Origin of the sequence: Saccharicrinis sp. 156 (genome assembly GCF_050589685.1) — a bacterium.
Classification (GTDB): domain Bacteria; phylum Bacteroidota; class Bacteroidia; order Bacteroidales; family Marinilabiliaceae; genus Saccharicrinis.
Genome location: NZ_JBNGOS010000042.1, coordinates 1 through 14,050, shown reverse-complemented (window position 1 = coordinate 14,050; position 14,050 = coordinate 1). Strand labels below are relative to the sequence as shown.

Here is a 14,050-nt window from a genome sequence, read left to right as displayed (position 1 = left end):
CTCGAAGTTACTAAGTTACTAAAATAGGTTAATCCTACCATGATAGATGTTAGTCCGGAAAATAACAATTTGCCGGATGTATTGTTAAATGGATAGATAGCAGAAGAATATGGAAAGCAAATTAATCCAACCAATTTTGTTTTATGACGGCGATTGCGGCCTCTGTAGCTTTGCCGTGCGTTTTATTCTTAAATACGAGAAGGCGAGTAATCTTACATTTGCCCGTTTGCAATCGGATGTGGCCGGCAGGCTGCTGCCCGGCGAATTAACCGGGGAATTGGATTCGGTGGTACTCATGGAGAACAAACAACTGTATATAAAAAGCAATGCCTTGGTTCGGATATCAAACTACCTTAAGTTCCCTTATAACTTATTAACGGTATTAAAGCTTATTCCAAGGCCAATGCGGGACTGGTTGTATGACTTGGTGGCCAGGAACAGACATCGCCTCTTTAAACAAAGTTGTTTGTTGATGAATGAGGAAATAGCAAACCGGTTTGTCAACGAATAAATTAAATAAAGAGTTCACCCTTTAAAAAGGTCTTGCAGGTGCCCCCAATAAATACGCGATCTCCTTTTAATTCACAAGTTAAATTTCCACCTCTTCTGCTTAGTTGAGCAGCTGTAAGGCTGTCTTTTTTCAAACGCTTTGCCCAATAAGGCGTCAGTGTTGTATGGGCAGAACCGGTAACCGGATCTTCGTTTATGCCTGTTTGAGGGCCAAAAAAACGGGAAACAAAATCTGTGTTTTCTCCCGGAGCCGTAATAATCAGTCCTCTGCAATCCAATTGCCGGATCAAGTCGAAATCCGGAACGTATTCCGCTATGTGCTTCTCCTTTTTAAATACAAACATCAAATCCGTTTTTCCTCTATACACCTCTTCTACCAGATATTCGGTATCCAGCTTCTTCAGTTCGGGCAGTTGGTTGACTTGTTGGATGGTGTCAACAGGAAAATCCAAGGTGAGATATTCAAAATTGTTATCTACCTTTAGTATTCCACTTTTGGAGTGGAAAATTACCTGATCCCCTTCGAAATCTTCGTGGGTAAATAAAATGTGTGCTGCAGCTAAAGTTGCATGACCACATAAATCCACTTCCGTAGTCGGAGTAAACCACCTTATATGAAGTTTGTTATCAACAGGTGCAATAAAACCGGTTTCGGCAAGGTTATTCTCGCTTGCGATTTTTTGCATCAAGTCTTCGTCCAGCCATTTGTTAAGTTTGACAATAGCGGCCGGGTTGCCCTTGAAAAGCTCATCCGCAAAGGCGACTACAAGATAAATTTGGGTATGCATAAGGTTTATTTTTTTTTACCCGGATTGCGTAATAGAAAAATCTTTAAAACGTTATACGATAAGTAACTTTACCTTTTAATATCTATTTGCAATGGGGATGTCGGGTTATTCATATTTGTAATATACAATAAAATAAGAAAATCTCAAGAACATCACAGCAAAAAAAACATACATCAAAACAAAGTAACCTTTTGCGAATAATACACGTTATAAAAATTAGGTATGGCTTAGCTTAAACACAATTATTTGGAATGAAATTAATTAAACCACTAATAACATTCTAATATGAAATGTTTAACGTTGCATATGCACCTTTGTACGCAGAAAAGCCAAGCGATTTTTAATCAAAATTGTTGACTATGTTAGAGCATCAAAAGAAAGTTTTACTGGGGGTGGCCAAAAATCCTCGACGTTTTAGAAAAGAGATAGTTAAGTCTTTAAGCTGGCTTAGCCAGGCGGAAGCCAAAGAACTATACGAGTGGGTTAAAAAGGAATTTGGAACATACTACTCACAAATGTTAAGCGAGGTGTTTTTCGGAATGTCCGCGTAAAACAATAAAATCCTGTCAAATCAATTTAAAAGCAAATTAAATTTTGATATTTCAAAAAATATCTTAAAATTTGCCGTTGCTAACAATTTATAAGCAAATGACAAAAATAATGAACAATACATGGTGGTGGCACTGGCTTTTTCTAATCTGGAAGAGGTGAGACGCTACGCTATGATATAAGATATATAAATGGCTTGCCGAAACCTCGGTAAGCCATTTTTTTTTCAATGAATTCAAACCGCAAAAAATTAAAAAGACGAATGAAGTCGATAAATATTAAAAGTTTAGCAAAAAAAGTTCCGGCCAATATAGCTGACATCATAACGCCGGTTAGCATTTATTTAAAACTTCGCGATTTGTACCCCAATACGATTTTGTTGGAGGGCTCCGATTACCATGGAAACAACAACTCTCAATCGTTCATCTGCTTTCAGCCCATAGCGGAATTCAAAGTGAGCCACGGGGTAGTAGAAACAACCTTGCCCAATGGTAAAATTGTTAAAGGAGAAAACCCGGAAATAAAGGATGTACCTGCGCAATTAGATGCATTTTTGAATTTATTTAAAGTGGAATTACCGGATCATGCGCCAAAAGTCAACGGTTTGTTCGGCTATTCGTCATACGATGCGGTGCAATACTTTGAATCCATTAAGTTTAAAAATGAGGTAATAGAAGAGTACGAGATACCCGAAATAAGATATAATTATTACAAGTATGTTTTGGCTTTCAACCATTTCACGAACCAGTTAAATTTAATCGAGAATCTGCCCGTTGGCGAGGACAGTGAATTGGACGAGATACTGGATTTGCTGCACAACCGTACGGTACCCAATTTTAGTTTTCAGCCTGACAGTGATGAGGTTTCCAATGTGACTGACCATGATTTTATAGAGATGGTGAAAAAAGGCAAAGATCATTGTTACCGGGGCGATGTGTTCCAGATTGTGCTTTCGCGACAGTTCAAGCGCAAGTATTCCGGTGATGAGTTTAATGTTTACAGAGCTTTGCGCAATATTAATCCATCGCCTTACCTATACTTTTTCGATTACGGGAGTTATAAAATATTGGGTTCGTCGCCTGAGGCCCAGTTGGTAATTGAGAACGGTGAGGCAACCATTAATCCCATTGCCGGCACATTTAAAAGGACCGGTGATGATATAAAAGACAAGGAGCTGGCCGAGAAGCTGAGTAACGATCCCAAAGAAAACGCCGAGCATGTGATGTTGGTCGATTTGGCCCGAAACGATTTGAGCCGTAACTGCGAGGATGTAAAAGTGAAGACCTACAAAGAGGTACAGTATTATTCCCATGTTCTTCACTTGGTGTCTGATGTTAGAGGTCAATTGCAAAAGGATTCCAATACCTGCCGGGTCATGGCCGATACCTTTCCGGCAGGAACCCTTTCGGGAGCGCCCAAGTTTATGGCCATGGAGCTGATTGATAAATATGAAAACCAAAACCGCGGATATTATGGGGGGTGTATTGGTATGTTAGGTTTCGACGGCTCCTTTAATCAGGCCATCATGATTCGCTCATTCCTATGTAAAAACAACACTTTATATTATCAGGCCGGAGCCGGAGTGGTTTCCGAATCCGTTCCGGAGAGTGAGTTGGCAGAGGTGAACAATAAGCTGGGAGCGTTGAAAAAGGCAGTGGAATTGGCGACCGAGTTTTAATTTTAATTTTTTTTTGAGCATTGATATACGAATAGAATAAAATCTGTATCTCCGTGTTCTTGTATAGATATTTTAAAGATGAAAAAAATATTAGTCTTCGATAATTACGATTCATTCACCTACAACCTGGTACATTACATCGAGGAAATTGTTGGTTATAAAATAGATGTGATCCGTAACGACCAGATTCCGTTGGACGAACTTGAGAAATACGATAAAATACTGCTGTCTCCCGGGCCGGGCATTCCCCGTGATGCTGGAATTTTGATTCCCTTGATTCAAAAATATGGGGCAACAAAAAGCATTATGGGCGTGTGCCTCGGACATCAGGCCATCGCTGAGGCATTTGGAGGTTCTATCTCAAATTTGCCCAAGGTTTATCATGGTGTCGCAACTCCCGTATCAATAATAGCGGATAGCGAAATCCTTTTTAAGAACATTCCTAAAGAAGTAAATGTGGGAAGATACCACTCATGGGTAGTGAACGAGGAAGATCTGCCGGATTGTTTTACCGTCACCTCGCGCGACAAGGAAGGGAGAATAATGGGCATCCATCACAATACATATGATGTGCGCGGAGTTCAGTTTCATCCGGAATCCATACTGACGGAACACGGTAAAACAATGATGAAAAACTGGTTGGACGCATAAGTGTCCCGAATTGATTATCAAACGTCTAATAATCTTATAAAATGATTAAAGATATTCTTAAAAAGCTCTTTGAGTATAAAAAACTGACCCGAACGGAGGCCAAGGAGATGTTAATTAATATAGCTGCCGATAAGTACAACGGCTCGCATGTGGTGGCGTTTCTCTCGGTTTACATGATGCGACCCATCAGTGTGGAAGAATTAAGCGGTTTCAGGGATGCCTTGTTGGAACTTTGCCGAAAAATAGACCTTTCGGAATTTGATGCAATAGACATTGTGGGTACCGGGGGTGACGGAAAAAACACCTTCAATATTTCCACTTTGTCGTCGTTTGTGGTGGCCGCCGCGGGATATAAGGTGACCAAGCATGGAAATTATGGCGTGTCATCGGCAAGCGGATCATCAAACGTAATGGAGTATTTAGGGTACAAGTTTACGAACGATGAGGATGCCTTAAAAAAACAGACCGATAAAGCGGGAATCTGCTTTTTGCATGCGCCACTGTTTCATCCTGCCATGAAGGCGGTGGCCCCTTATCGCAAGGAACTGGGCTTGAAAACATTTTTTAATATGTTGGGGCCGTTGGTAAACCCGTCTTTTCCTAAGAGCCAGTTATTGGGTGTTTACAGTTTAGAACTGGCAAGGTTGTACCAGTATTTATTTCAGGGCACAGATAAAAACTACGCAATCATTCATAGCTTAGACGGGTACGATGAGATTTCCCTGACAGGTGATTTTAAGTCCATCACCAACGGGGGAGAACAGTTGATTTCTCCGGAACAATTGGGCTTTGAACGCATAAGTCAGGAAGCTATTTTTGGAGGGGACACGGTACCCGAAGCAGCCAAGATTTTTACCGATATATTGAAGGGTGACGGAACCGAAGCGCAAAACTCGACTATTTTCGCCAATGCGGCAACAGCCATCCAATGTATAGATAAGTCCAAATCCATGGAAGAAGCAATAGATCTGGCCAAGGATTCTTTGCTTTCAGGAAAGGCTAACCAAGTGTTAAAATCATTAATAGAAATAAATTAGATAAGGGGAGGTTTTGTATTTTGAAGCTGCAAATCGTCTCATGTCAGGATACCTACATATCGATACTTTAACAGGAAATGAATATTTTAGAGAAAATAGTTGCTCAAAAAAAGATTGAAGTTCAGCGGCAACAAGAGTTTACTAGTGTAGAAAAACTTAAAGGTTACGATTCCTTTCAAAAGGAAGTGCCTTCATTAAAGGCTTTTCTGCAAGATAAAAACCACAATGGCATCATATCCGAATACAAAAGAAAATCGCCGTCAAAGGGCGTGATCAACAGTATGTCAACAGTGGAGGATGTAGTGCCTTTGTACGAAAAGGCTGGCGTAAGCGGGATTTCGGTTTTAACGGATTCCGAGTTTTTTGGCGGTAACAAAAGCGATTTGGTAGCCGCGCGCAGGGTCACTACCGTTCCCATCCTCCGAAAAGATTTTATGATTTCACCTTATCAGGTATATGAGGCCAAAGCGATTGGGGGAAGTGCTATTTTATTGATCGCTGCCATATTATCATATCAGGAGGCGGAAGAATTGTCTAAATTAGCCAAGGATTTAGGGTTGGACATTCTGATGGAAGTTCATAGCAAAGAAGAGTTGGATATTGTAAATTCGCTGGTAGATGTGGTTGGCGTCAATAACCGTAACCTGAAAACTTTTGAGGTCAGTTTACGACAAAGCATCGATTTGGCACAAGCCATGCCTGATGAGATGGTGAAAATATCGGAAAGTGGGATTTACACACCCGAGGATATCTTCCTGCTTCGGGAACATGGCTTTCAGGGATTTCTGATAGGAGAGAATTTCATGCGTACCAAGAATCCGGGTCAGGCCTGTATCGAATTTTCGGAAGCCATTAAACAAAACGGCGTGACCCGAACGGCAAAATAAATGTTTTACATGATATATCCACCTAAAATAAAAGTCTGCGGAATGCGCAACAGGGAAAACATTGATGCCATTGCCGCATTGCAGCCAGATTATATGGGCTTTATTTTTTACGCCAAATCGCCTAGGTATATCGGAACGGATTATTCTCCGGAGAATATTCATCATTTGCCGGAAAGGATCAAGAGAACGGGCGTTTTTGTAAATGCTTCGGAGCAGGAAATAGCCAAAGCAGTTACCCGGTACGAGTTAAACGCGGTGCAATTGCATGGTAGTGAGTCGGTGGAGCTTTGCCTGATGGTAAAGCAAATGGGGGTGGAGGTGATTAAAGCATTTCAGGTGGATGAGGATTTTGAGTTTTTCGATTTGAAACCATATACAGAGGTCTGCGACTTTTACCTTTTCGATACCAAAACCAAAAACTATGGTGGAAGTGGGCATAAGTTCGATTGGAAGATTCTGGACAGATATGATAATAACAAACCCATTTTTTTAAGTGGAGGAATCACCAAAGATGATGTAGAAGACATCAGGAAACTTCAGCATTTGAATATTTTTGCAGTGGATATCAACAGTAAATTCGAAACCGAACCGGCCATGAAAGATGTGGAGTCGGTTTCCGATTTTGTAAGTAAGGTAAGAAGCTAGTCAGCGGTTATGAGAAAATAGAATTGCGCAGCAATTTCGATTATTTATGAATAGATAAAGTAATACACAATGAGTTCAAAATATAATGCAGATGAAAAAGGGAACTACGGCCGTTTTGGAGGTGCATGGGTTCCTGAAATGTTACAACCCAATATTGACAACCTGAAAAAAGTTTATCTGGATATTATCAATACCGAAAAATTCCAGAAGGAGTATGTTCAATTGTTAAAGGACTATGTGGGTCGTCCTTCCCCGCTGTATTATGCCAAAAGGCTTTCGGAAAAATATGGGACGCATATTTATTTAAAGCGCGAAGACCTGAATCATACCGGTGCGCACAAAATCAACAATACCTTGGGCCAGATATTATTGGCAAAAGAAATGGGTAAGGAGCGTATTATTGCCGAAACGGGCGCCGGTCAGCATGGAGTGGCTACGGCAACGGCATGTGCGTTAATGGGTTTGAAGTGTGTGGTGTATATGGGCGCTTTGGATATTCAACGTCAAGCACCCAATGTGGCCCGCATGAAAATGCTGGGGGCTGAAGTAATTGCGGCAGAATCGGGAAACCAGACCCTGAAAGATGCAACAAACGAAGCCTTACGTGATTGGATCTGTAACCCGGAAGATACTTTTTATATCATTGGATCAGTTGTCGGACCGCATCCTTATCCTGATATGGTGGCCCGTTTTCAGAGCATCATAAGCAAGGAAATAAAGGAGCAGTTTAAGGAAAAAACAGGAAGCGAATATCCCGATTATGTGGTGGCCTGTGTGGGAGGCGGAAGCAATGCCTCAGGTACTTTTTATCATTTTTTGGACGACAAACAGGTAAAACTGGTAGCGGTTGAGGCCTCAGGATTGGGAATAGAATCCGGAGAAACTGCCGCGACAATAGCATTAGGTGATGTGGGTATCATTCACGGTAGCAAAACGTTTTTAATGCAGGATAATGACGGCCAGATTACAGAACCATATTCGATTTCGGCGGGACTGGATTATCCGGGGATAGGGCCACAACATGCCCACCTAAAGGATACCAATAGAGCTATTTTTCTGGATGCCACCGACCAGGAAGCGTTGGATTTTGCATTGGAAGTAACCCGTTTGGAAGGAATTATCCCGGCCTTGGAATCGGCCCATGCTTTTGTGGCATTAAATAAACTAGATCTTAAAAAAGATGAATCGGTAGTGATCACATTATCAGGAAGAGGAGATAAGGATATGAGTACCTATATGGAACACTTTAAATTGTAGAATCGTGGAATCAGGGGCTATATTATCATTTTTGGGAGCGGCCATATTGCTGACCCTTATGCCCGGGCCGGATAATATTTTTGTGCTTACGGAAAGCCTTACCAAAGGGCAACGCAATGGAATCGCTATTTCTATTGGGCTGTGTTGTGGAATCATGATTCATACCATCGCTGCTGCAACCGGTGTTTCCATTATTATTCAAAGATCGGCAATGGCATTTTCCATTGTTAAATATTTGGGTGCGGCATATTTGTTCTATCTCGCTTATCAGGCTTTCAAAGAGAAAAGGAAACGGATTGAAATAGAGCCGGTAATAAAGAATGAAGCCGAGAAGAGCTTCTTAAAGTTAGTACGCACAGGCCTGTTGATGAATGTGCTGAATCCCAAAGTTGCTTTATTCTTTATGGCTTTGTTGCCTCAGTTTGTATCGCAGCAAGGGATTCCGGTGGCCTGGCAAATGATAGTGCTGGGAGCTGTGTTTATGGTTCAGGCCTTGGTGATATTTGGCTTAATTTCAGTTCTGTCAGGAAGATTGTCAGGTTATTTGAATAGCCGTAAATTCTGGAAAATCACAAAGTATAGCAAAGTCGGTGTTCTGTCATTGCTGGGCTTAGGGTTGGTATTGGCAAAAAAGTAAATAATACGTTATAAATTTTAAAAGCGAACGCAGAGTCTCTGTGTTCGTATGGTAAACAATGTTCGTTATGAATCGCATAAAACAATTATTTCAAGATAAAAAAGATATACTATCCATCTATTACACGGCAGGTTACCCAAACCTGAGCGATACCGTGCCTATTCTGGAATCGCTTGAACAAGCCGGGGCAGATCTGGTTGAGATCGGCATACCCTTTTCAGACCCATTGGCCGATGGGCCAACCATTCAACATAGTGGCGAAACAGCACTAAAGAACGGAATGAGCCTGAAGGTGTTGTTTGAGCAACTTGCCAATGTTCGTTCAAAGGTGAAAATGCCGCTGATTTTAATGGGATATATCAATACCGTGCACAAGTATGGTATCGAAAACTTTGCTGAAAAATGCAGCGAAGTAGGGGTAGATGGAGTAATTCTTCCTGACTTACCATTTCAAATATACTTGGATGAATACAAAGAAACATTCGATAAATACGGTGTTAGCAATATTTTTTTAATCACGCCACAAACGCCTGATGAAAGAATCAAGTTGATAGATGAAAAGACCAATGGCTTTATTTATATGGTTTCTTCTGCTTCGGTAACAGGGGCCAAAAAAGGGTTGAGCGAAGCTCAGCTGGCTTATTTTGACAGGGTGAACAAACTGAATTTGGACAACCCCGCCTTAATCGGTTTTGGAATAAGTGACCACGCTTCTTACAAAGAAACCTGTAAATATGCCGATGGCGCCATCATTGGAAGTGCATTTGTTAAGCTTCTGGGTGAGCCTGGTGATATGCATGCGAATATCAGGTCATTTATAAAAAGCATTAAAGGCTGTTAGGATTCGGCGCATGATAAACAATTTAGCTTAAATAGCGAAATTCGCGGTTGAAAATTAAATGGAATGACGCAGCAAATTCTGTTGTGAAAACGGAAATTGAAGTTTTATAGGTATGTCAAATATCAGCTAATTGTTTTTCATCTTACAATAAATAGCTATTTTAGCGGGCTTAAGAAATAATTATACTGGTAATACCGTCTTAACGGGGTATAGGAACGAGTATGATTTTCGAAATTTTTTGAGAAATTTCTAACAGAATGGAAAATAACGCAAATACTGCAATTGTTAAAATACACTGTCCCGACCAAAGCGGAATTGTGGCTCGGGTGACAGATTTTATCAATCTTCATCACGGAAATATTATTAGTGTGGATCAGCATGTCGACCACGAGGAAAACCTGTTTTCAATGCGTGTATCCTGGGACTTAACGGATTTTAATATGCCTCGTGAGGAGATTAGGCCGATGTTTCAAAAATTTCTGGGCGATCCGTATCAAATGAAGTGGACCTTAAATTTTACGGATGAGATACCTCGAATGGCCATTTTTGTGTCAAAAGCTTCGCACTGTTTGTACGATCTTCTAGCGCGTTATCAAAGCGGTGAATTTAAAGTGGAGGTGCCGGTCATCATTGGAAACCATGCAACACTGGAGCCTGTAGCCAAGCAATTTGGAATCGATTTCGTACATATACCGATTACTGCAGAAACCAAGGCTGAACAGGAGAAAAAAGAGCTTGAAATATTAAAGAAATACAAAGTCGATTTTGTGGTGCTGGCCCGATACATGCAAGTACTTTCGCAAGATTTTATTAATCATTTTCCAGAGAAGGTCATCAATATCCATCATTCGTTTTTGCCTGCGTTTGCAGGAGCAAAGCCTTATCATGCGGCGCATAAACGCGGGGTTAAGATTATTGGTGCAACCAGTCATTATGTTACCTCCGATTTGGATGCAGGGCCGATTATTGAACAGGATATCAATCGAATTTCGCATCATGATTCCATTAAAACCCTGATTCAAAAGGGTAAGGATGTAGAAAAGATTGTGTTGTCGCGGGCGGTAAAAGCACATATCGAACGTAAAACTTTGGTGTATAAAAACAGAACCATCATTTTTAATTAGTTGGATAATGGTTAATAAGATTTCATTCGTACTATTGCTGAGCATGTTCACACTTGTGTCGTGCGCCACAAAAAAAGAAGACGATAGAGGTTATATCGTAAAGGTTGGTGATCAAGCTCCGGATTTTACCGCTATTTTGGATAACGGTAATACCTTTCGGTTATCAGACTATAAAGGCAAGGTGGTGATGCTGCAATTTACTGCAAGCTGGTGTGGTGTGTGTCGTAAAGAAATGCCGTTTATAGAGAACGAAATATGGCAGGTTCACAAGGATAATGACTTTATATTGGTAGGGATTGATAGAGACGAACCCATAGAGAAACTGAATATATTGTCAGAAGCTACAGGAATTACCTATCCCTTGGCTCTGGATCCGGGTGCAGGTATTTTTTGTTTGTATGCACTGAAAAAAGCAGGTGTTACCCGAAATGTTATCCTCGACAGAGATGGTAAAATAGCTTATATGACGAGGCTTTTTAATAAGGAGGAGTTTGATGCGATGAAAGTCAAAATTGAAGAGCTTTTAAATCAGTAGTTGGAGGTCTTTGCTAAATCTTAAATTGATACTCACATCTCGATACTTTTAAATGAATGAAAATAGCGATCATAAAATACAATGCAGGTAATATCCGTTCCGTGAGTTTTGCTTTGGAACGATTAGGTGTTGAACATACCGTTACGGCTGATCCCGAAGAGATAAAAAAGGCCGATAAGGTGATCTTTCCAGGCGTTGGCGAAGCCAGTTCGACCATGAAATATTTAAAAGAACACCAATTGGATGAGTTGATTGTAAGTCTGAAACAACCTGTGTTAGGTATCTGTCTGGGGATGCAGTTGATGTGCAGCCATTCCGAGGAAGGCAATGTGGATTGTTTGGGCATTTTCGATGAGAGGGTAAAAAAGTTTGAACTGCCCAAACCCAATCCTGATTTAATCAAAGTGCCGCATATGGGTTGGAATGCTATTACGAATGTCAATAGCCGGTTGTTCGACGAATCCCTGGAAGGGCAGTATGTATATTTTGTTCATAGTTTCTATGTGGCTTTGGGGGAGCATACCGCAGCAACAACCAACTATATCTTGCCCTATAGCTCGGCGCTGCACAAGGACAATTATTATGCAACCCAGTTTCATCCCGAGAAAAGTGGGGATGTGGGTTCCCGGATATTGGAAAACTTTATAAAACTGTAATGCCGATTGTAATTTAAAGGGTCGTATTCGAGTATTGCTTTGCGCACCAATTAAATTTAACCCGGCATTGTACGTATAATATTATTAATATATAACTTGTAAAACATGGCTTTGATAGATATAATTCCGGCAATAGATATTATCGATGGCAAGTGTGTAAGGCTAAGCCAGGGCGATTACGAGCAAAAAAAAATATATAACGAGAATCCTCTGGAAGTGGCGCAAATGTTCCAGGACCATGGAATAAAACGACTTCATCTGGTGGATTTGGATGGAGCCAAGGCCAGTAAAATTATCAATTATAAGGTGTTGGAAAAAATTGCCAGCAAAACTAGTTTAATCATAGACTTTGGTGGTGGGTTAAAGACCAATGAAGACTTGCGGATTGCCTTTGAGAGCGGCGCCCGGATGATTACCGGGGGAAGTATTGCGGTAAAAAACAAAGAAGTATTTACAGGATGGATCGAAAAATACGGTTCCGAAAAAATAATACTTGGAGCCGACGTAAAGAATGAAATGATTGCCGTTTCGGGTTGGACAGAAACATCGGACCTTGAATTAATACCATTTGTGCAGGATTATATATCAAAAGGAATCTCAAAAGTAATATGTACTGATATTAGCAAGGATGGTATGTTACAGGGACCGGCCACTGAACTATATAAAAAGATGCTGGATGAGTTTCCCGAATTATATTTGGTAGCAAGTGGGGGACTGAGCAGTCTGGAAGATATTGACCGCTTGGTTGAAGCTAAAGTACCTGCGGTTATAACGGGAAAGGCGATTTACGAAGGAAAGATAGGATTGAAACAATTAGAAAAATACGCATAATGCTGGCAAAAAGAATCATACCTTGTTTAGACATCAAAAACGGCATGACCGTTAAGGGAATTAAATTTGTGGGTATTAAAGAGGTAGGCGATCCCGTTGAATTGGGGGCACTATACGCCCAACAAGGTGCAGATGAACTGGTTTTTTTAGATATCACTGCCAGTCATGAGGGGCGAAAAACCTTTGTGGATCTGGTGAGGCGAATTGCACAGCATATCAACATTCCCTTCACTGTAGGTGGTGGAATCAGCGAACTTAAAGATGCAGAAGCCTTATTAAATGCGGGAGCCGACAAGATTAGTATCAATTCATCAGCAGTTAAAAATCCGCAGCTTATCAACGATATGGCACAGAATTTCGGTAGCCAATTTGTGGTGGTGGCCATCGATGCCAAGCATTTTGATGGTGATGAATGGATTGTAACGGTTAATGGAGGACGTATTCCTACAGAAAAAAGACTGTTCCCTTGGGCCAGGGAAGCGGAAGAAAGGGGAGCTGGCGAAATATTGTTTACCTCCATGGATCACGACGGGGTAAAAAAGGGCTTTGCCAACGAGGCTTTAGCTAAAATGTCGAGTGAGTTATCCATTCCGATTATTGCCAGTGGAGGTGCCGGCAGTATGGAACATTTTAAAGATGTGTTTACGGCAGGCAAAGCCGATGCAGGTCTGGCAGCCAGTATTTTCCATTATAAAGAAATTGCCATCCCCGATTTGAAAGGTTATTTGTACCGGGAGGGAATAAACGTAAGATTGTAAAAAAACAGCGTATCAATATTGAGATTTTTAAAGAAAACAATAACCCAGCGTCTTTGTGTTCGATTGTCTTGATACTTGATACTTTTATCTTGATACTTAAAACAAAATGAAAATAGATTTCGATAAATTAGGAAATGGTTTGGTGCCTGCTATCATTCAGGATGCCAGTACCAGCAAGGTGTTAATGCTTGGTTTTATGAACCAGGAGGCATTTGATAAAACCCAGGCGGAAGGTAAGGTGACTTTTTATAGCCGGACTAAAAACAGGCTGTGGACGAAAGGAGAAGAATCCGGGAATTTTTTAAATGTGGTATCCATCATGATTGATTGTGATAACGACACATTACTGATAAAAGCCAACCCTGCCGGGCCTACCTGCCATACCGGATCCGACACCTGCTTTAATGAGAAGAACGATACGGATATCGCATTTTTAACACACCTGCAAGATTTTATTGACAAGCGCAAGGCCGAAATGCCGGAAGGTTCGTATACAACATCCCTATTCAAAAAAGGAACCAGAAAAATTACGCAGAAAGTAGGGGAAGAAGCCATAGAAACCGTAATTGGAGCCATGGCCAACGACGACGAAAATTTCCTATACGAAGGAGCGGATTTGCTTTATCATCTGATTGTGCTGTTAGCGCACAAAGGGTACAGGATTGA

Annotated in this window: 17 protein-coding genes; 16 read left to right on the top strand and 1 reads right to left on the bottom strand. The window is 40.9% G+C overall.

Going from position 1 to position 14,050, the window contains the following annotated elements; genetic code table 11:
* Nucleotides 1-109 precede the first annotated feature (109 nt).
* Entirely contained in the window at nucleotides 110-511 is a 402-nt protein-coding gene (locus ACRD64_RS21085) for a thiol-disulfide oxidoreductase DCC family protein (protein ID WP_430935787.1), read from the top strand.
* Between the two features lies 1 nt (nucleotide 512).
* Here the strand turns inward: ACRD64_RS21085 and ACRD64_RS21080 are convergent, their stop codons facing one another.
* Nucleotides 513-1,298 (bottom strand): PhzF family phenazine biosynthesis protein, encoded by a 786-nt coding sequence (locus ACRD64_RS21080; RefSeq protein ID WP_430935785.1) that lies wholly within the window; start codon nucleotides 1,296-1,298, stop codon nucleotides 513-515.
* A gap of 359 nt (nucleotides 1,299-1,657) precedes the next feature.
* Here ACRD64_RS21080 and ACRD64_RS21075 point away from each other — a divergent pair, with 359 nt between their 5' ends.
* The 15 genes from ACRD64_RS21075 to hisIE all read left to right on the top strand — a co-directional run.
* Nucleotides 1,658-1,849 carry a hypothetical protein gene (locus tag ACRD64_RS21075; RefSeq protein ID WP_430935783.1) on the top strand — a complete coding sequence of 64 codons (192 nt, stop codon included), beginning with the start codon at nucleotides 1,658-1,660 and terminating at the stop codon, nucleotides 1,847-1,849.
* Nucleotides 1,850-2,109: 260 nt separating this feature from the next.
* A complete protein-coding gene (locus ACRD64_RS21070) occupies nucleotides 2,110-3,525 on the top strand; it encodes an anthranilate synthase component I family protein (RefSeq protein ID WP_430935781.1) in 1,416 nt (471 codons plus the stop codon).
* A 78-nt stretch (nucleotides 3,526-3,603) separates the two neighbouring features.
* Nucleotides 3,604-4,176 (top strand): anthranilate synthase component II, encoded by a 573-nt coding sequence (locus ACRD64_RS21065; RefSeq protein WP_430935779.1) that lies wholly within the window; start codon nucleotides 3,604-3,606, stop codon nucleotides 4,174-4,176.
* A 41-nt stretch (nucleotides 4,177-4,217) separates the two neighbouring features.
* Nucleotides 4,218-5,213 (top strand): anthranilate phosphoribosyltransferase, encoded by a 996-nt coding sequence (trpD, locus tag ACRD64_RS21060; RefSeq protein ID WP_430935777.1) that lies wholly within the window; start codon nucleotides 4,218-4,220, stop codon nucleotides 5,211-5,213.
* Between the two features lie 77 nt (nucleotides 5,214-5,290).
* Nucleotides 5,291-6,100 (top strand): indole-3-glycerol phosphate synthase TrpC, encoded by an 810-nt coding sequence (gene trpC / locus ACRD64_RS21055; protein WP_430935775.1) that lies wholly within the window; start codon nucleotides 5,291-5,293, stop codon nucleotides 6,098-6,100.
* 42 nt (nucleotides 6,101-6,142) lie between these two features.
* On the top strand, nucleotides 6,143-6,745 hold the full coding sequence (locus ACRD64_RS21050) for a phosphoribosylanthranilate isomerase (RefSeq protein ID WP_430935773.1): 603 nt from the start codon (nucleotides 6,143-6,145) through the stop codon (nucleotides 6,743-6,745).
* A gap of 69 nt (nucleotides 6,746-6,814) precedes the next feature.
* Nucleotides 6,815-8,002: a tryptophan synthase subunit beta gene (gene trpB, locus ACRD64_RS21045; protein ID WP_430935771.1), complete on the top strand. Its 1,188-nt coding sequence runs from the start codon at nucleotides 6,815-6,817 to the stop codon at nucleotides 8,000-8,002.
* A 4-nt stretch (nucleotides 8,003-8,006) separates the two neighbouring features.
* Complete coding sequence (locus ACRD64_RS21040) at nucleotides 8,007-8,639, top strand: LysE family translocator (RefSeq protein ID WP_430935769.1); 633 nt, start codon at nucleotides 8,007-8,009, stop codon at nucleotides 8,637-8,639.
* 67 nt (nucleotides 8,640-8,706) lie between these two features.
* On the top strand, nucleotides 8,707-9,480 hold the full coding sequence (trpA, locus tag ACRD64_RS21035) for a tryptophan synthase subunit alpha (protein ID WP_430935767.1): 774 nt from the start codon (nucleotides 8,707-8,709) through the stop codon (nucleotides 9,478-9,480).
* A gap of 257 nt (nucleotides 9,481-9,737) precedes the next feature.
* Complete coding sequence (purU, locus tag ACRD64_RS21030) at nucleotides 9,738-10,604, top strand: formyltetrahydrofolate deformylase (protein ID WP_430935765.1); 867 nt, start codon at nucleotides 9,738-9,740, stop codon at nucleotides 10,602-10,604.
* Between the two features lie 7 nt (nucleotides 10,605-10,611).
* A complete protein-coding gene (locus tag ACRD64_RS21025) occupies nucleotides 10,612-11,139 on the top strand; it encodes a TlpA family protein disulfide reductase (protein WP_430935763.1) in 528 nt (175 codons plus the stop codon).
* 56 nt (nucleotides 11,140-11,195) lie between these two features.
* Complete coding sequence (gene hisH / locus ACRD64_RS21020) at nucleotides 11,196-11,795, top strand: imidazole glycerol phosphate synthase subunit HisH (protein WP_430935761.1); 600 nt, start codon at nucleotides 11,196-11,198, stop codon at nucleotides 11,793-11,795.
* A 105-nt stretch (nucleotides 11,796-11,900) separates the two neighbouring features.
* Nucleotides 11,901-12,626, top strand: coding sequence for a 1-(5-phosphoribosyl)-5-[(5-phosphoribosylamino)methylideneamino]imidazole-4-carboxamide isomerase (hisA, locus tag ACRD64_RS21015; protein WP_430935759.1), 726 nt, complete (start codon nucleotides 11,901-11,903; stop codon nucleotides 12,624-12,626).
* Nucleotides 12,626-13,384 (top strand): imidazole glycerol phosphate synthase subunit HisF, encoded by a 759-nt coding sequence (gene hisF / locus ACRD64_RS21010; protein WP_430935757.1) that lies wholly within the window; start codon nucleotides 12,626-12,628, stop codon nucleotides 13,382-13,384. Before hisA ends, hisF begins: the two co-directional genes overlap by 1 nt.
* A 106-nt stretch (nucleotides 13,385-13,490) precedes the next feature.
* On the top strand, nucleotides 13,491-14,050 hold a 560-nt coding region (hisIE, locus tag ACRD64_RS21005; protein WP_430935755.1), incomplete at its 3' end, for a bifunctional phosphoribosyl-AMP cyclohydrolase/phosphoribosyl-ATP diphosphatase HisIE.